This is a genomic window from Niallia sp. CD-39, from assembly GCF_059874745.1.
In genome coordinates this window covers 1-15,954 of sequence record NZ_JCBCPS010000010.1, presented here as the reverse complement: position 1 = coordinate 15,954, position 15,954 = coordinate 1, and the positions used below count along the sequence as shown (strand labels likewise).

General features: G+C 36.7%; 27 protein-coding genes. All 27 read right to left on the bottom strand.

What is annotated here, in order from left to right; genetic code table 11:
• Nucleotide 1: 1 nt before the first annotated feature.
• Nucleotides 2-175 carry a hypothetical protein gene (locus tag AC6F34_RS15890; RefSeq protein ID WP_500773912.1) on the bottom strand — a complete coding sequence of 58 codons (174 nt, stop codon included), beginning with the start codon at nt 173-175 and terminating at the stop codon, nt 2-4.
• Complete coding sequence (locus AC6F34_RS15885; protein ID WP_500773910.1) at nt 168-608, bottom strand: phage tail terminator family protein; 441 nt, start codon at nt 606-608, stop codon at nt 168-170. The genes AC6F34_RS15890 and AC6F34_RS15885 overlap by 8 nt, the downstream gene beginning before the upstream one ends.
• Nucleotides 601-1,107, bottom strand: a complete 507-nt coding sequence (locus AC6F34_RS15880) for an HK97 gp10 family phage protein (RefSeq protein WP_500773908.1) — start codon at nt 1,105-1,107, stop codon at nt 601-603. The genes AC6F34_RS15885 and AC6F34_RS15880 overlap by 8 nt, the downstream gene beginning before the upstream one ends.
• Nucleotides 1,107-1,349, bottom strand: a complete 243-nt coding sequence (locus tag AC6F34_RS15875) for a hypothetical protein (protein WP_500773906.1) — start codon at nt 1,347-1,349, stop codon at nt 1,107-1,109. The genes AC6F34_RS15880 and AC6F34_RS15875 overlap by 1 nt, the downstream gene beginning before the upstream one ends.
• Nucleotides 1,350-1,467: 118 nt before the next feature.
• Nucleotides 1,468-1,812 (bottom strand): head-tail connector protein, encoded by a 345-nt coding sequence (locus tag AC6F34_RS15870; protein ID WP_500773904.1) that lies wholly within the window; start codon nt 1,810-1,812, stop codon nt 1,468-1,470.
• A gap of 1 nt (nt 1,813) precedes the next feature.
• Entirely contained in the window at nt 1,814-1,981 is a 168-nt protein-coding gene (locus AC6F34_RS15865; RefSeq protein WP_500773902.1) for a DUF7210 family protein, read from the bottom strand.
• Between the two features lie 30 nt (nt 1,982-2,011).
• A complete protein-coding gene (locus AC6F34_RS15860) occupies nt 2,012-3,055 on the bottom strand; it encodes a major capsid protein (RefSeq protein ID WP_500773900.1) in 1,044 nt (347 codons plus the stop codon).
• Between the two features lie 16 nt (nt 3,056-3,071).
• Entirely contained in the window at nt 3,072-3,443 is a 372-nt protein-coding gene (locus tag AC6F34_RS15855) for a hypothetical protein (RefSeq protein ID WP_500773898.1), read from the bottom strand.
• A gap of 12 nt (nt 3,444-3,455) precedes the next feature.
• A complete protein-coding gene (locus AC6F34_RS15850; RefSeq protein ID WP_500773896.1) occupies nt 3,456-4,064 on the bottom strand; it encodes a phage scaffolding protein in 609 nt (202 codons plus the stop codon).
• 137 nt (nt 4,065-4,201) lie between these two features.
• Nucleotides 4,202-4,399, bottom strand: a complete 198-nt coding sequence (locus AC6F34_RS15845; RefSeq protein ID WP_500773894.1) for a hypothetical protein — start codon at nt 4,397-4,399, stop codon at nt 4,202-4,204.
• 5 nt (nt 4,400-4,404) lie between these two features.
• Nucleotides 4,405-5,862, bottom strand: a complete 1,458-nt coding sequence (locus tag AC6F34_RS15840; RefSeq protein WP_500773892.1) for a minor capsid protein — start codon at nt 5,860-5,862, stop codon at nt 4,405-4,407.
• Complete coding sequence (locus tag AC6F34_RS15835; RefSeq protein ID WP_500773890.1) at nt 5,849-7,282, bottom strand: phage portal protein; 1,434 nt, start codon at nt 7,280-7,282, stop codon at nt 5,849-5,851. Before AC6F34_RS15835 ends, AC6F34_RS15840 begins: the two co-directional genes overlap by 14 nt.
• A gap of 10 nt (nt 7,283-7,292) precedes the next feature.
• Nucleotides 7,293-8,564 carry a PBSX family phage terminase large subunit gene (locus AC6F34_RS15830; protein WP_500773888.1) on the bottom strand — a complete coding sequence of 424 codons (1,272 nt, stop codon included), beginning with the start codon at nt 8,562-8,564 and terminating at the stop codon, nt 7,293-7,295.
• Entirely contained in the window at nt 8,551-9,354 is an 804-nt protein-coding gene (gene terS, locus AC6F34_RS15825; RefSeq protein WP_500773886.1) for a phage terminase small subunit, read from the bottom strand. The genes AC6F34_RS15830 and terS overlap by 14 nt, the downstream gene beginning before the upstream one ends.
• Nucleotides 9,355-9,415: 61 nt before the next feature.
• Entirely contained in the window at nt 9,416-10,369 is a 954-nt protein-coding gene (locus AC6F34_RS15820; protein WP_500773884.1) for a nuclease-related domain-containing protein, read from the bottom strand.
• A gap of 153 nt (nt 10,370-10,522) precedes the next feature.
• Entirely contained in the window at nt 10,523-10,708 is a 186-nt protein-coding gene (locus tag AC6F34_RS15815) for a hypothetical protein (RefSeq protein ID WP_500773882.1), read from the bottom strand.
• Entirely contained in the window at nt 10,674-10,814 is a 141-nt protein-coding gene (locus tag AC6F34_RS15810) for a hypothetical protein (protein ID WP_500773880.1), read from the bottom strand. The genes AC6F34_RS15815 and AC6F34_RS15810 overlap by 35 nt, the downstream gene beginning before the upstream one ends.
• Before the next feature lie 59 nt (nt 10,815-10,873).
• Entirely contained in the window at nt 10,874-11,080 is a 207-nt protein-coding gene (locus AC6F34_RS15805) for a hypothetical protein (RefSeq protein WP_500773878.1), read from the bottom strand.
• 52 nt (nt 11,081-11,132) lie between these two features.
• A complete protein-coding gene (locus AC6F34_RS15800; protein WP_500773876.1) occupies nt 11,133-11,564 on the bottom strand; it encodes a hypothetical protein in 432 nt (143 codons plus the stop codon).
• Between the two features lie 67 nt (nt 11,565-11,631).
• Complete coding sequence (locus AC6F34_RS15795; protein ID WP_500773874.1) at nt 11,632-12,132, bottom strand: HNH endonuclease; 501 nt, start codon at nt 12,130-12,132, stop codon at nt 11,632-11,634.
• 93 nt (nt 12,133-12,225) lie between these two features.
• A complete protein-coding gene (locus AC6F34_RS15790; RefSeq protein ID WP_500773872.1) occupies nt 12,226-12,684 on the bottom strand; it encodes a helix-turn-helix transcriptional regulator in 459 nt (152 codons plus the stop codon).
• Between the two features lie 55 nt (nt 12,685-12,739).
• Entirely contained in the window at nt 12,740-12,985 is a 246-nt protein-coding gene (locus AC6F34_RS15785) for a sunset domain-containing protein (protein WP_500773870.1), read from the bottom strand.
• A 109-nt stretch (nt 12,986-13,094) separates the two neighbouring features.
• Nucleotides 13,095-13,400 (bottom strand): hypothetical protein, encoded by a 306-nt coding sequence (locus AC6F34_RS15780; RefSeq protein WP_500773868.1) that lies wholly within the window; start codon nt 13,398-13,400, stop codon nt 13,095-13,097.
• 148 nt (nt 13,401-13,548) lie between these two features.
• Nucleotides 13,549-13,722, bottom strand: a complete 174-nt coding sequence (locus AC6F34_RS15775) for a hypothetical protein (RefSeq protein ID WP_500773866.1) — start codon at nt 13,720-13,722, stop codon at nt 13,549-13,551.
• Between the two features lie 3 nt (nt 13,723-13,725).
• Nucleotides 13,726-14,127 (bottom strand): hypothetical protein, encoded by a 402-nt coding sequence (locus AC6F34_RS15770; RefSeq protein ID WP_500773864.1) that lies wholly within the window; start codon nt 14,125-14,127, stop codon nt 13,726-13,728.
• 92 nt (nt 14,128-14,219) lie between these two features.
• Entirely contained in the window at nt 14,220-14,399 is a 180-nt protein-coding gene (locus AC6F34_RS15765) for a hypothetical protein (protein WP_500773862.1), read from the bottom strand.
• Between the two features lie 269 nt (nt 14,400-14,668).
• On the bottom strand, nt 14,669-15,805 hold the full coding sequence (locus tag AC6F34_RS15760) for a DNA cytosine methyltransferase (protein WP_500773860.1): 1,137 nt from the start codon (nt 15,803-15,805) through the stop codon (nt 14,669-14,671).
• Between the last annotated feature and the right edge of the window lie 149 nt (nt 15,806-15,954).

Sequence of the window (15,954 nt, the reverse complement as noted above, 5' to 3'; positions counted from 1 at the left end):
TTTATTTCACCTTCCTTTTCAATGCCTTATCAATTTCTTGCTCCACTTCTTTGATACTATATTTCTTGGAATCTTCTAAGACAACACTTAACAAATCGCGTCTATCACGAAAATTCGCCGACTTTAAAATTTGATCTTTCGCAAATTTAGGATCTTTCACAGCCTCTTTACTCATCGTCCTCACCCCTTATACCGCTATTAATAGCCAAACCATCCATGGATTCAATTGGAACTGATTCACGTCGCACAAACATGTTGTAGGTCACAAAAAAGTGAAGAACATCATTAATTTGCTCACTGTTAATTTCAAGACCTCTAACCAGATCTCCATCGACAGTGATGTATTCAAGTACGTCAGTCAGTTCTTCAGCAATCTCATTCATTTCATGATTTTTATGCTCACCCTCGTTAGGAATATAGTGAACATCAAAAAAATACTGTTTGAAATAACGATTTCCAATTAATCTATTTTGGCTAGAGTTTAAATAGGCAATAAAAAAACAGGGCTCCTTCAAGTCCTGTTTAACACCCTCGCTATATATTTCATACTCATCACCAAACTCTTGATTGAGTTTGATGGATATACCGTCAATGATTTGATTAATCATCAAAACAGTCCTTTAACAATAAAAATAGTTTTCTCTCAATGATTTTCGGTGCTTCTGATCGTAGTTCATTTTCAGATATGGTTAGCATAAACTGTCCTCTAACCCATCCACGGTGATTACGTGTTCGGTGGCCAAATTCAACATAGCTCGCATAATGAACTGGGTTGATTATTTCAATCTCATATAAGTTTGCACTTTTCTTAACCGGCAAATCATTTGCGTATTTTTGAGCACCATTACCACCACCAAAGACTGCAGTTAATTCTGCTTCTCTTTCACTTTGAGCAGTCCATCCACGCCTTAACGTTCCACCAACTTTACCAGGCTCTTTAGGATATTGACCTACTGGTGTTCGTCTTATAACTTTCCCTAGCAATCTTGCAGCAAGTTCTTTTGCTACTTCCTCACAAAACTTGTCTAAATCGGCCTGTGCTAGCTTCTCCATGCGCTTTTGTAAGGCTTTAAACTGTTTGAAATCAACCTTACCCCATCTAGCCATTATGCATACCCCTTAAAGGCTACAAGTTCAATCTCTTGATGGTTAGAGTAGATTGCAGGAATACCACTTCGAGCGTAATCAGCAGTTCTGCCGTCTTGAGTGATGGTGATTTTTGAACCAGCTTTTATGTTGATCTCTGGTGCTATAAACAGTTTGATTACTTGGCTTACACCAGTGACGTTTTCTGTATTACTTGCAGGTGCGATTGTTTTAAAGGATAGTCGACATGGTTGATCTTCCAATACTGAAACCTCACGTTGCGTTGTGCGCTTATTTATTGGGTCTTTAATAGATTGGTATTCCCATACCGTGCAAGTGCCCTTATATAAGCTTTCTATGGCTTTCCTTTGTGCATTCATGCTACCACTTCAACTTTCTATACTTCAGTAGCTGATTTTTGTAATTATGAAGAATGCTCTCGGCAGAATCTTGTGATTTAGTGGATTTTGCACCACTATAGGTGATTTGAGTGTCACCTTCTTTAATACTCTCAACAGGACCGTTGTTAGCTTCGTCGCTATCTTGAAGGTTCCCATTGATCAATTCTACTACCATGTTTGCTACAACAAAATTGAGCTCCTTAGGGATATCAGTACGATTGCAAAAGGTGAGGACAACTTGCCTCACCTCTGCGAACGATATTTTGATTATGTCCTCATTAATATCAGCCGGGACCTTCGCTTCTACGATTTCTATGATCTCCATGTCACTCTGACCCTTCAATCACATTTGCTTCTAAGAGCAAATCATAATCTTCTTGCGACACTTCAATCGATTCACCTTTTTTATATCTGTTATTATTATGTTTTACATTAACAGTAAAGGTTGCAGTTAACTTTTTAGCCTTTGGTGTTTTACCTTTTTCCTGTGACATAAAAGTTGCCTCCTTCCCAAGGAAAAGTTATTAATTTACTTTCGCAATAAAGATATTGTCTATAGTTTCAAAGCTTGGTAGAACAATTTCAGAAACAACTGTCATCACGTTTACTGGATGCTCTTCTTTAATCGATGTAATAGCGACTCCAGTGTTAACGATATTCACTTCAGCCTTTGTAGCACCTGTCATTAAATCACTTTCCTCAGGAGTCGTGCCGTAATAGGTTTGTCCCAAATTACCATCTGGAATTAGCGTAAAATGATCATCTGGATAAAAGTTATGCAGCGAATTATCTTCAGCTCGATATTTCTTGTTATAAACAGCTATAGAAAGTCCTAGCTTTGTACTTAAATACTGTTTAATCATAGCTTCAGTCATGATGATATTTTGTCCACCAAGTGGATTCATATCTAATCGAATACTAGGATGGTCAAGTAAATATCCTAAAGTTTTACGGGTCATGATAGCATTGGTTGGACGTACACCCGTGTTTTCTTCTACAGTGTTCATCCAGTTCAAAATATCTTGAATTGGCGAAGAATCTTTTTGACTCCAACGTGCCCCAGAAACTAATGTTTCCTTGTGATCATCTTTCATTTTGTAATCATAGTCGAGATTCTGACGATTTGCGGTAATTGCAATCTTACCGCTAGAAAGAAGCTGCATGATCATTCTTTCAGGTTGTACATTTGCTCCATCCACCAGCGTTTTAACATCATCATAGATATTAGTAACAATAGATTTATATGCCCCATCTAAATTGGAGGCTAATAAGCGATTTAGTTCCTGACGATCCTTTTCTCCTACTCGCATAGACTCTCGGAAAAACGGCATTTCAGTTTGAACTTTAGAAAATCCAATACGATCACGGACATTCGCCTTTGCATCAAACGCTGAAGGCTCAAGAGCAATCGGCAAACCATTAGATCCTTTAATCCATGATAAATCTAACCCTAGTTGCTTTTTCGCTGGGAAAAGAGTTGAACCTAAGTAAGGTATCTTATTAGATGGATTGTTTTCGTAATATGCTGCAATGTTTTGTGCGTTAACTAAATCAAAAATTGTTGGCATTTATATCATCCCTTTCTTATTTCAAAAATGTAATCTGCTTTAAAGCTTCTTTTTCCGCTGAGGTAGGTTGTGCTGGCAACTTATCTAAAGCTACAAACCCATGGATTAATGCGGCACCTGATGCTGGGCCATACGAAACATCTACATCATTAAAAAGGATGCCTTCCGCATTGGAGACATCTTCACTCGTTGTTGCTTTCACTGCATGTACAGATTCATCTCCCAGAAATCCACCGCCCACAATGGTCCCGGCAGGAACAATTTTCTTTCCTTCTGCATTTGCTGTAACCCCTGTGTCACTAACAGTAACCGCCAAGTTCACATAATGGTCAGGGAACTTTAAGATTCCTTTTTTATTCCCATAAGTTGTTTCAATAAATTTACTCATTCTTTTTGCCTCCTATTCAAAATAAGATTTACGTGCTTCGTCTAGTCCAGTGCTACTTTTGGTTGCTTCTTCAGCAAGTTTTTTACCAAAGCTGTCTTTTTCTTCGGTGATAATTCTCTGATCCCTACTAGATGGGGTAACTCCCTTAATACCAGGAGTAGTTGTTTCTTGGATAAATAAAAAGGACTTTGATTCCTGCAGCGTTTTAATCTGCTCCTCAAGTCCTTTAGTGACGTTACCGCCATCATCTAATTCAATTTTTGCCTTATCGATGAGTCCCGTAACAAGATCAGCATCATGCACCTTACCATTCAAAGCAAGCTTAAGTGCACTTGATAATTGACTGTCCTTTAGTTTAGCCTCGTAATCAGCTTTATCTTGGTTGTATTTGCTCTCCAGATCAGTGAATTTCGTTTGAAGCTCTTCACTACCTTCTGCTTTTTTCTTGAGGTCTTTTAGATCCTTGTCACGTTGAGTCAATTGATTCTTTAAATCATCTAAGCTAGTGTTCAATTCACCAAGCTTTGATTTATGACCCTCAATTGTTTTTCCATGCTCAGTCATGATTGAATCTATTTTTTCTTTTTCTAATCCTAAACCTTCTAAAAACTCTCTTTTCACTATAGTACCTCCAATGGTTACGATTTTTTTACGTAGTTACGTCTACGATCAGCTTTATTCTTTTACGTCTACAAATGCTAAAAAGACGAATTTTTGCATAATAAAAGCACCTAACCTTTTAATTTGGTCAAGTGCTTCTACTTATTAATGTTTATTGATTTAATTTCCGATTCCATAATTGTGATTTCTTCTCTTCCTTCAGGAATAAAGTCGAGTGAATCATATTCGCTCTCAGTGTCTTCTTTGTCAGTATAATCTCGAACAAATCCGACCATCACTTCTCCATCGGTAAATTCAACCTTCACTCTTTTTTGAGTATACTTCCAAAGCTCCAAATTCCTCACTCCTCGTCTGTTAAAGTTGGTACTATATGAGTTCCTTTCTTACTGTAATGGATAGCAATTGATTTAGTTGGTGTCTCCTTGCCGTTATCCTGATTAATATGCATACCAATGATCTTATTGGTTTTCACAATCTCTTTGTTGTCCCAGTCACCATTACGTTTTAATTTAATATACCCAGATCCAGCATAATTTTGAACCAACTGATTTGCTTCGTCATAAGAAATAGTTAAATAACTGGGATTCTGTTTTCCTTTTGCTCTATTTCTCTCGATATAATCAGCATATCTTTTATGCGTTGGATCATGCTTTTGGTAATGGTTTTGGCTATGTGTAAGTGGATATACACCGTTTTTGATATCCAACCTAATAGCATCAATTAACTTCTGCTGCTTTTGTAATTCAATACGTTCCTGCTCTCTTTGAGGTTTCAGTACACTTTCATTATACCATTCTTTGTAAGTCATATCTGCCGGAACATGATATGTTTTGCCATCAGCACCTCTAGCTATCCTTTGACCTTTTTCATCATCAAAATTAGGCACTGTAGTTGATCTACACCACGGATGAAATGGTGGAGCTGTTACTCCTACCTCATAATCTCTCATAGCAAATATCTTTCCATCAAGGTCTTGGCAGATAGGGCTTGTGCGGTTGTCCAATGTAGCAAGGATTTGATACCTTTCAACATCGAGATCATTCAGACTATCTTTATGTGCAGCAGAAGAAATAAAAGCTGATTCAGTCATCACCAAACGTCCTGCTTTACGCCTAGATACGTTAAATTCTCTTGCGATGGTAAAGATAGCCTTATCAGGTGCATCACCTCGTATAATTGCCTGTGTGAGTTGAGTATGCAATGTATTAACTAACTGCTCTTTATTTTGCCATATACGACTTGAGAAGTTTCTACCATCAACCGCCCATGGATTCACTATGACTCTATCAACCTTACGATTATCGATTGCTTGCAATGTCCAGCCCACGTTAAATCCCTTTTGAATCTCAAATGCTGTGTGATAATAACCCTCTAAATACATATCCTTAGCAACCTTTTCAAAGTCACTAAATTTTCCTCCATACAGATTTTCAATATGATTCTGCATTTGAATCTGTATAGCTTGTAAACGAGATATGTGGACTCTAGCTGATGCGTTCTCTAGTTGCTTCATCCATTTACCATTGAGAGCGTTTCTTTCGCCGAATTTGATGTATTCCTCAACTGTCCATTGGAATTCCTTTAATTCACGCTGAGAGAGCATTCTGCGTGCTTCTGTTAAACTTACATCGTTGTTTGATTGCAATCTTGCATACCATTTGGATATGTCCTTCTCAATCTCATCAAATGCTTGTTTAAATGCATTCTCAAGACTATCATTATAGGATTCTCCTATTTTCAAAAGCGATTCTTGCAATTGATTAAAACGACTCTCCCAATATCGCTTACTTCTCGACATTTAGATCATCCTCATGCTCCTGAGGTGGAAATGCATCTCGGTAATCATCCATTTGTGCCTGCTGCTCTTTTAGACGGTCCTCAACCTTGTCAGTATACCAAGGATGATTCTCACGGATTGTTCGGTCATCTAATACCCCTACAGAGTTTTGACAGTCTGTAATGACCTCAGATTCGTTTATGATGATGTCACGGTTAAAGATAATAGAAACACTCTCATCGTGGAAATCACCAATTTTAATAAGCTTTAGGTATTCATTAATAAACCATAACAAGTGTTCAATGGATGACTGCATTTCAGTCTCTAAGATGTTGCAATCCATATCTAAATCCGAATAACGGTACCTAAGAGCAACACCAGATGCATTGCCTAAGTTCTCGTCCATCGTGTCTACACCACGTCCAAATTCGTAAATGGACTTACGATCACGATCAAGTTCCTTCTCTGTCGCTTCAGTATTTGGATCAGCTTGAAGCTTATCGACGTCTCCACCTTCACCGACCTTGACAACGCGATACTTATTTAACTCCTCAAGAAACTCCTTAAGCTCCTGTCCCTCGTAATTGATCAGTTTGTAGATAAAATTAGGGATGTCGGCCAATAAATCAGCATTGGTTGATGCCTGGTGATTATAGTTATCTACTAAAGACTTAATGAGTTCAATTAAAGGTTGCTCTTCTTCGTTATACTTAAAAGGAATCAAAGGAATCCTAGTCCACACATGAGGCACGTCATTAATAGTGAAATGGTATTCAGTCTCGATTCCCATAGGAACGTCTGGCACTAGCCTGTTTGCTTCCAAAATAAAATACTTAATGCCACCTAAGTGATAATACTCGACCTTTGTAATTGACTGTTTTCGTCCATCCACATAAGCCATTTCATCATAGATTCGTAAGAATGCATCTAATTCGGTATGCTCATCATCCTTCCAAAACGGGAAGACTTGCTCTGACTTGAACTTTTTGAACGATAGCTCTCCATCCTCATTAAAATAGACATATAAAAAAGCTATTCCTTTGTTGATAGCTTCTTTACCGACGTTCTTTAAAGTTTTGAGTAATTTCTTGGAAAAAATATCGTCCAATTCATCTTTGTATTTCTCGTGCTCAGTTGAAATCGTTGGCTCCTTTGTGAGTAGATACCCAACCTTTTGATCTACTAGCTTCTTTGCAAAGCCATATTCTTTCTTAACATTAGACTGCCACTCGTGACGATTCTTCTTTGATTCTCGGATGTCTGTTTTATTTAAGTAATAACTCTCACCTACAATCATACTTTCTCGAGCATCACTTTTAAGCCATTCCTTAATCTCTTGTACTAAGAAGTCATGCTCTGTAATCACACCATCGACCATGTTTTGAATGATGCTATTTAGATGTTCATGATATGGAGCCCTATATAAATCCTCGATTAACATTGCTATCACCTCACTTTAAAACAGAAACTTTATTACTATTAAACAAGATCGTGTTAACAAAATACCTGTCAGCATCCATCTGGTGGTCATTTTGCTTGATTGGCTTGTCCTCACCATGTTCCATGGATTTCTCATCCCAAACGTATGAATAGATCTCTCTCAGCGTCTCTTTGCAGCAGTCATTGTATTTAATAAGACCAGAGCCTAATGCAGTGGCCATGTTGCGAATACCGTCTAATACATCATTCTTAGCCTTTTTCACAACCCACCCTCGCTTTTTAAGGACAATAATAAAAGAACTTGCTGATGGATCCACTACAATTACTTTAGTGAGCCCTCCTACAAATTCTTGGAGATCGTCTGCGTATTGCTCATCTGTTTTCTGTACTTTCTTCTTGCGCGCGTCATGATGATACTCTTTGACTTTGTACCATGTGCCATCGCATAACCCCCAAAGACCGAATGTCATTGGGTTTTGAGTACCATAGTCACATGACACTTTGTAATCGGTGTAGCGCCTGTTTTCGGTCTTTACAACGTGTTCTTTTTCGTTGAACATATCATAAATGACACCCTCAGCCATAACCCATAAACCAAGGATATACCGTTGATAGAATACACCTGAGAACATGCGTTTAAACCGTTGCTTAACCTTTTCAGAAAGAGACAAATTGTCATCCATCATAAAGTGAAGAACGTAGATTTTCTTTTCTTTTGCTTTGTCGATGAAATTTAGTTTAAACCAATGATAAGGACCAGCTGGGTTACAGTTGAAAAATACTTTTGCCCCATTGCCATTTGTCTCCGCAGAGCAACGACCAATCGCTTGATCTACGAATGACTTAGGGAATAAAGCAACCTCATCAAGATAAGCACCTGCAGCAGTCAAACCTTGTAATGTATCTTGACTAGATTCATTGTTAGCTCCAAACAAATAATAAGTGTTAGTTCCGATTATGACATGAGGATTTTCTGAACGTTGATAATGGTAGTCAATCCCTTTAGAAGTCAAAATTTGAAACATAGGCTCTAAAACGTTACGTTTAAGAGCTCCCATTGACTTACCAGCTAGGATGAAGTTTTGACCCTTGTGCTTAGTCAAAGACCATGTAATAAACGAATCTATCATTGCTATGGTCTTGCCAGAACGAATGGAACCGTGACATATAATCATGTCATAATCTTTAAAGGGACTCTTATCTGTCCACCACATCAGAAGTTTCTTCTGCTTATTACTAAACGGACTAAATCTAAATGAGGTCGTCTTTTTACGCTTCCTCATCGTCTAGCACCTCATCTGCAAATACATCTTCTGCTTGAGCATTCAAAGCATCTACATAACTATTTGCTTGCTCATGAGCATCGCCTTCTGTATCACCACGTAAATTACCAAGTTCAACTTTTCTCTTATCAACAGTGAGCTGCATCTGCTCTAGTTTAAGCCTTCTTTCATCGTCCTCATGAGCCATTTCATTAAATTGCTTAATAAGTGACCTTAACTCACTCATGGCTCTGGATTGAGCGTTTAGGAAGGTAGCATGGCGATCCCAAGCGAATTGGAATTCATACTCTTCTTCTGTAATCTGTTGGTCAAAACCGCCGCCTTGGCTCTTTGGCCTTTCATAATACTCATACTTAGCTTTCTTAAGCTCCTTAATTATTTCGTTCTTATTAGAAACATACATGATACTCTGCGCTCTTATGATTGCTGCATACTGTATTTCTATTTGATCATATATCAAATCAGCAGGAGATCGCTCTTGCATGATCTCAATGATTTCTAATGTTTCAGAAGGAAGGAACTTAGCAAAGAACCCGTGTGATACCGCATTCTGATTTCTCTTAGGAGCACCACCACCTTTGTTGCCTTTGGCGTTAATGTTTCCCTTTGGTGCACCTCTTTTTTTTGTGTGCACACTTTTTCCTTTGGGTGCACCCTTTCCTCGATTCCACTCGTATCGCTTCTTCCATGACTTGACTGTGTTAAGTGAGACATCATATTTTTCTGCGATGTCTTTATATTTCATGCCCTTGACATAATCTTTTTCTGCTTTAATATGATTTGCAGCCATTTACATCACCTGCCACCCCCGGCTATTTTGTGTTTGTTTTGGGCAAAAGAAAAAGCACCAATCAAAGGTGCAAGTAGTTTACATTTTCAATGATTACTTTAATTTTATTTAATCGCTCATTGCTTATATCTGTATTACTATTATCATCGAACTGCTTTTCTAAATAATTGCAGAGCATTTCTTGATTATCGAACACTTGAGGATTATCACTGCTCGAATAATTAAAGAACTGCTTTTTATTATAGCCAAAATATAATATTGGAGTAACAAAAATATTCTCGTTATTCTCTTTTAATAGTTTATTTAATAAACCTGCAGTTCTTCTAACTTGGCGGGCTGGATCATCAAAAGACTTTATTTTCAATTCTTTCCCATTAACCTTAACTCCTTCACCTTCCGAACTATCACTTACGAAAACAATAGTCTTTTCAGAATCAGCATCAATATTAGGATATAAGCTGTCTAAAATAAACGAAAAATCCTTTGATTTTTCTTTTGTTAATCCATGTAGGATGGTACCCTTCCAGTACTTTGTTTCTATTATGAAGATTCCTTTATGGGTTAGGATTAAATGATCAATCTGTCTTGCTGTTATTTCCCCTTTGTGATCCATTGTAGGGAAATATACATTAGGCATTATTATCATCTGAGTTGGTATTATTTTCTGTTCTGTAACTAATCTATTTTTAAAGTCAGATAATATTTTATGTGTAATAATCTCTCCAAAATTTCGAGATTGTTTCTCTAGAGAGTGGATATAATTATTTAATAAATCCACTTTTATTTCTTGTTCCTTATGTTGTTGGTTCACTATCTGATTTAACTCTTCTTTAGGGATCAACAATTCTTTCTCTTTTTCAAAAGTTTCATATTGATATGCAAGTGCCGCAGAATGCTCTTTTTGAGTAGTTTCTAATAATTGAGATATTACTAAGCTTTTCCTTCTTTCCTTTGTATATATTTTTGCAAAGATAATACTAATAGCTACTAATAGTAATCCTAAAATGAATTCCATAAAACCCCTCCTTTAGACTCAATTCTACATAAGGAGAGTAATTCCTGTTACTATTTATCTATTTTTATACTATTTTGTGACAAACAAAAAGCACCCGTAATGGATGCTGTAAGTTTTGTATTTAACCGCCTGGTTTTATACCAGGATCAAAGTTCATCCAATATCCACCGGGTCTTGGTCCGGGATCTGCTTTAATGTCCCCACCGCCACCGCCGTTACCTGGGTGTGACTTGTTGCACCTATGCCACCATTGCCCGGATTGGAGTAGTTACCTCCACCTCCACCGTTTCCTGGATATGCTTGATTATTCATGACTGAAACCACCGCCACCTGAATCATGATGCATTCCACCTGCTGGTGGATCGTATTTCAATCTAGCTCCACCTGGTTTAGGGTCATTCTCAATCTTCATTTTCCAACCAATACCGCCTGGATCTAAGCTCATAATCATACCTCCTTTATGTTGATACGATAAATTTCGCCATGCAATGCTAAATTCCTGCATTAACCGAGAACCAATATCAACATTTGGTAGAAAGTATATAATAATGCAGCCACTGATATTAGGTTTGCAAGAAATTGCGGAAGTTTTATTGCTACCATTAAGAACTTGACTACTAAACCAACTATAAGTGGCACAAACAATATAATTGCTAATTGTAATGCCATGTTATTCATTTGCCCTTGAAAAGGGCTAAAATCTAGTTCCATTATCTCACCCCAATATAATATCGGAGAAATAAAAGAAATTTAAAAGACTATCTTAATACAGACTAATATACCGATGAACAGACTTAATTCCGCTAATTAATTCTTTATTTTTCTCTTCTTTAAAACTGTCATTAACCTCTATTTCGTATGTTTCTCCAGATAAGAATTCTAACCTAAATATTAACTTAAAGTTTTCATCATATTCATCAACATAGTATTCGATAGTCGAATTTTTAATAGTTCTATATTTAAGAGACTTCATCATTACATGTTTTTTGCCCATAATAATATTTACTTGTTGTTTACCAAATACATACATTTCAGGATTCTCTAAATCAAGATTCTTCGAATATATAAAAATCTCGTCATCCTTATATGTGTAGTCAAGAAAAACACGGGTTAAATTATTGAATGATTGATCTTTTTCATAAAACATTCTATTTTCTATATACTTTAATAAGTTTGTTCGACCAACAAAATCCATATTACACCTCCTATAAGGCATCTTATCTCCTTAATATCAAAAGCGCCACCTCAAGGTGACGCCATGGTTATTTATTTGCTTCTCTTGAGTAAGGTAAATGCTTAGCCCTACCATTCTTAGCTGCCTTCTCAGCTTCCTCTATTGTAGCAAAATAACCTAAATTTATATCTTTTCCGTTAACTCTAACCCTTGCTCTCCATCTAACCCCATGACGTGTATCCATTGATACACCCCTTATACCAGTTTTACTCCGTTTATTTAAATTAATATTTTGAGTATTTTGTCCCCATGTGATAATCCTCATATTATCTCGACGGTTATTTAATTTATTTCCGTCTATGTGATCAACTACCTTGTTTTGGCTAGGTCTCATTAGCATTCGATGCAATAATTCTAGATTCCCATTTATCGACCTTTTAACATAACCCCTATTATCAAGATGCCATGTACCTTTAAAATTTGATACCAAATTAAGATCTTTAGTGTCAATAATTACTTCGTATACCACTCCCTTACGCTTAACAAAAATGATTGATATCTCACCTCTGATTTCATAAAGGTTTTTCAAATGTACTTCCTCCCCAAGTAACTATTTTTATTTGTACTAATTATAACAGATAAGCACTAAGGGAAGTTTTCCGAACCGATCCTTCCTCCCATTCTAACTTGCCGATTTATGATTCATCAATTTTGTACCCTTTGGAACATATGGAACATTTGTACTCAGTTGGTCAACAATGGAACATTTAATTCTAATGATATGAGAGTGTGATAGTCCCATGTGAAGACCAATCCAGCGATAAGACTTGCCTTCTAACAACCAATGAAGCACTTCCTGTTCTCGATCATCGTTAATCAAATGTAACCTGTCTTGAATAACCGAAATCTTTTCCTCGTACTTATCAATAACCTTAAATCGTTTCTCTCTTCGCTTTACTTCTCTATACACTGGATCACTCGTCATTCCCTGAGGTTTAGGCATTGCTGATTCATCACCATACTGTGCTATTAAACCTTCCCCTGCATCTTTCATGGAATCCCTTAAAACCTTAATCGAGTTCATCATCCAATGGTAATCCTTGAGTATCGACTCTATTTGTTTGCTGGCAGCTTCTTTCAAGTGGACCCCTCCCATGATATAATTTGAGTGGGTGAGTCAGGAGGAGTCCTGGCTTTTATCTTTTACTTTTCCTAAATCCTGCTTCCCTAGCTTCTTTTTCTGTGCAGAACATTTTCTCAGCTTTTGTTACCTCGTAAAATTGCCCACCAGGAACATGATAAATTTTCTCTCCGTTGTAAGTAGTTAAGTTCCCTTTTATTCTTGGATTATCGCAACTTTTCTGACTCGATGTATTGTTACTACAAGCAACTAATACACTTAAAAACATAATTAATAATAGAATTCTTAACCTTTTAATCAACTTGCTCACACCTTTCAAGTTTTCATTTCTTGTATTTAATTATACAGATTCAAAAAAAGATCAGGTGCGTAAATTGAGCAAATATTCCATTTTTAATAATTATCACTTTCTATCTTTTGTTTCTTAACAATTCCTCATCACCCCAAATATCTATAACAGTAGATTCAATAATAGAAAGAGCATCACTTTCATCTATATCTTCATCGTCCATTTCCGAAAGTTGGATTGTTCCGTAAATCTTTTCTAATCCTTTTTTCAACCGTTCAATTTCCTGCTGCTGTTGTTCAACTTTTTCAGCTTGCTCCATTAACCACTTCACATCATGAAATTGGAAATAAAGCATAGGATGATCATGACGATTAGAATAGTCCCTTTCAAGGACATCTTTTAGCGCTAAAAACCTATCCTTATCCAAATTAACTCCTCCCACTTTAATCATCACTTTCGACCGTATATTCTTCTCCATTTTTTAGAGATACAGAAATTCGCTTATATCCGTCTTTCCATGTGATTTCTACATTGGCAATGTCATCAGTATCTATATACAAATTAACTCCTCCTACCTACTCCATCACTTCAAGCCATGGATGCTTTTTAATTGCTTCTTTGATATCAAACCAGTGTTCCTCATCAGAAACTTTGGTGACATCTCTGCTCTTTTTATATTCCATGTACTTACTTTCAGACAAAATCACAGCAGTACCATCCTTAAAATTAATGATCCAACCACTGCCCATTGATTAACACTCCCTACCCTTTGTATCATTAATTCCATTGGGAAAAATATCAATCTCAACAGAATTCTCATACGTCCAATAAGCAGTGGCATGGTCTCCTTTGAATACTTCATCTAAGATTTTTTGTACCTTAGTAACGGCTGATTCCTTTTCTATACAATCCCATGCACGTTCGTCCCAATCTTCATATAAATCGTCACGTTCGCAATCAATATATCTATCAAACATAGAATGAGCATCTGGAACCCATCTTTTACGGGTGACCGTATACCAGTTTGGAGATTCATGGTGTGGTTCTCCATCAAGAATTTCTGCTTTCAATTCCGCCACTGTATAGACCGTACTCGTTTCTTCAATAGATACTTCAACATCGTCACTTAATTGCGATAATTTTAATTTTTCCATTTCAATTCCTCCTCTAGTGAATACAATAATTCCTAAGAAACCCACTTCTTAATGATTTTGATATGAGAAAAACAGATCTATCATTAAGTTAATTATGCAGTAGTAAATCTTCCTTTTATGATATCGTGCCATCTAAGACCAAACACTCCGAAATGATTCCACTGTAAGTCTTGAAATGTTGTATTCTTAGTAACTGGTACAACCTTTCCTTTATGATGAAACATTACTGTTTTTCCTTCATTCACAATTTTTTGAGCTTCTTTCCAATTCATACATTGATCCTCCCTGTTAAACTGATTGCTTATTTAGCTTACTTATAAATATCAAATTCTAATGCGCTGCACTATTTCATCAGTCAGATGTTGACAAGTTGCATATAATAACTTGTACTACAAAATCCACCGGCTGTAGATTAGAGCCTTTATAGGGCTCTTTTTTACATTGTTTTTTTACAGCCTATACCATTTAATTTCAATGACATACAATATTATTGATCAATTTAGCTTCTGCCTTGAGCCTTTAAAGGCTCTTTTTTACATAATTACTCTTGTGTTTCCAACCTCTTAGCAATTTCATATATCACATTGACTGTCACACTGTTTCCAGCTTGCTTATACAATTGGCTATCCGAATTAACTTTAGCTGCCTTATCAAAAGCCCAATCTGGGAATCCTTGTAGCCGGAAGCATTCTAACGGAGTTAACTTCCTAATATCAGAATCCCTAGTCAAAACACCTTGATTACAGGAAGTATCTAAAGTGTTTGCCACCCCTTTTCCAACTCTTCCTCTCCTTGTTTTACTACCGATTACAGATAAATTTATGCTATCTCCTAATTCAGCTACCTTATAACCTTTCTTGGTCGCTTCCTTAATCATTACCTTTGGTCCTTCTCCTTTGTTTGTAGTTAATGTTGGAGAAAGTCCCTTTGAATCATATACATTTCCATTTACACCATTACCTGAAGGATTAACATTTCCAACAACTAATACATGCGGGCCCCTTCCCCCGCCTTGAGCAGTATCGATGGCTTCAACGCTTCCGTCAATATCATATACTTGGGTATTTCTACGATATCCGTCTCTATGAGCAAGTATTTTTATGTCCTTACCAATCGATCTATTTGAGCTTTCGAGAGGAAATACTTTTCTGGTACTTCTTCCTCTAAGATGTCCAATAATGAACACTCTTTCTCTATTTTGTGGAACACTGAAGTTTCTTGAATTGAGTACGTCCCATTCCATGTTGTACCCGATTTCGTCCAATTCAATTTGGGCCGTAAGGAAGTCCCATCCATTGTTAACAGAGAGAAAATTTTTAACATTTTCAATGAATAAGAAGGAAGGTAACTTTTCGGAATCCCATTCTTTAATTTGGCGTAACCTTTTAGTGACTGCAAAGAATTGAGAGGATCGATTTCCTCTAAATCCTTCTTGTTTTCCTCCGATTGATATATCTTGGCACGGGAATCCAAATGTCCAACATTCGGCTCTAGGAATGTCTCTATAGTCAATTGTTGATACGTCATACCACGTCCACTCTCCCTTTGTATCATGTATAGCTTTGTAGCTTCTTCTTGCAAAATCGTCCCATTCTACGTAACCGACACATTCATGACCTGCCATTTCCATACCTAAACGGAAGCCACCGATGCCGGCAAATAAATCTAGAAATCTCATATTCTCACTCCATTTAGGAAACTTAATAATTCATTGTGATTAATACAATTGGTTTTAGTAAATATCGAAAACTTTACAAGCACCTACCATAAATTATTGGAATACGATAACCACAGAATGGAGGTGAAAGTATGTCTGTTACTGTTTTG

Bases quoted from the DNA above. Each gene is read 5' to 3' on its own strand.
- AC6F34_RS15890 (WP_500773912.1), bottom strand. From the start codon at position 175: ATGAGTAAAGAGGCTGTGAAAGATCCTAAATTTGCGAAAGATCAAATT.
- AC6F34_RS15885 (WP_500773910.1), bottom strand. From the start codon at position 608: ATGATTAATCAAATCATTGACGGTATATCCATCAAACTCAATCAAGAG.
- AC6F34_RS15880 (WP_500773908.1), bottom strand. From the start codon at position 1,107: ATGGCTAGATGGGGTAAGGTTGATTTCAAACAGTTTAAAGCCTTACAA.
- AC6F34_RS15870 (WP_500773904.1), bottom strand. From the start codon at position 1,812: ATGGAGATCATAGAAATCGTAGAAGCGAAGGTCCCGGCTGATATTAAT.
- AC6F34_RS15865 (WP_500773902.1), bottom strand. From the start codon at position 1,981: ATGTCACAGGAAAAAGGTAAAACACCAAAGGCTAAAAAGTTAACTGCA.
- AC6F34_RS15860 (WP_500773900.1), bottom strand. From the start codon at position 3,055: ATGCCAACAATTTTTGATTTAGTTAACGCACAAAACATTGCAGCATAT.
- AC6F34_RS15855 (WP_500773898.1), bottom strand. From the start codon at position 3,443: ATGAGTAAATTTATTGAAACAACTTATGGGAATAAAAAAGGAATCTTA.
- AC6F34_RS15840 (WP_500773892.1), bottom strand. From the start codon at position 5,862: ATGTCGAGAAGTAAGCGATATTGGGAGAGTCGTTTTAATCAATTGCAA.
- AC6F34_RS15835 (WP_500773890.1), bottom strand. From the start codon at position 7,282: ATGTTAATCGAGGATTTATATAGGGCTCCATATCATGAACATCTAAAT.
- AC6F34_RS15830 (WP_500773888.1), bottom strand. From the start codon at position 8,564: ATGAGGAAGCGTAAAAAGACGACCTCATTTAGATTTAGTCCGTTTAGT.
- terS (WP_500773886.1), bottom strand. From the start codon at position 9,354: ATGGCTGCAAATCATATTAAAGCAGAAAAAGATTATGTCAAGGGCATG.
- AC6F34_RS15820 (WP_500773884.1), bottom strand. From the start codon at position 10,369: ATGGAATTCATTTTAGGATTACTATTAGTAGCTATTAGTATTATCTTT.
- AC6F34_RS15815 (WP_500773882.1), bottom strand. From the start codon at position 10,708: ATGATTCAGGTGGCGGTGGTTTCAGTCATGAATAATCAAGCATATCCA.
- AC6F34_RS15810 (WP_500773880.1), bottom strand. From the start codon at position 10,814: ATGAGCTTAGATCCAGGCGGTATTGGTTGGAAAATGAAGATTGAGAAT.
- AC6F34_RS15805 (WP_500773878.1), bottom strand. From the start codon at position 11,080: ATGGAACTAGATTTTAGCCCTTTTCAAGGGCAAATGAATAACATGGCA.
- AC6F34_RS15800 (WP_500773876.1), bottom strand. From the start codon at position 11,564: ATGGATTTTGTTGGTCGAACAAACTTATTAAAGTATATAGAAAATAGA.
- AC6F34_RS15775 (WP_500773866.1), bottom strand. From the start codon at position 13,722: ATGGGCAGTGGTTGGATCATTAATTTTAAGGATGGTACTGCTGTGATT.
- AC6F34_RS15770 (WP_500773864.1), bottom strand. From the start codon at position 14,127: ATGGAAAAATTAAAATTATCGCAATTAAGTGACGATGTTGAAGTATCT.
- AC6F34_RS15765 (WP_500773862.1), bottom strand. From the start codon at position 14,399: ATGAATTGGAAAGAAGCTCAAAAAATTGTGAATGAAGGAAAAACAGTA.
- AC6F34_RS15760 (WP_500773860.1), bottom strand. From the start codon at position 15,805: ATGAGATTTCTAGATTTATTTGCCGGCATCGGTGGCTTCCGTTTAGGT.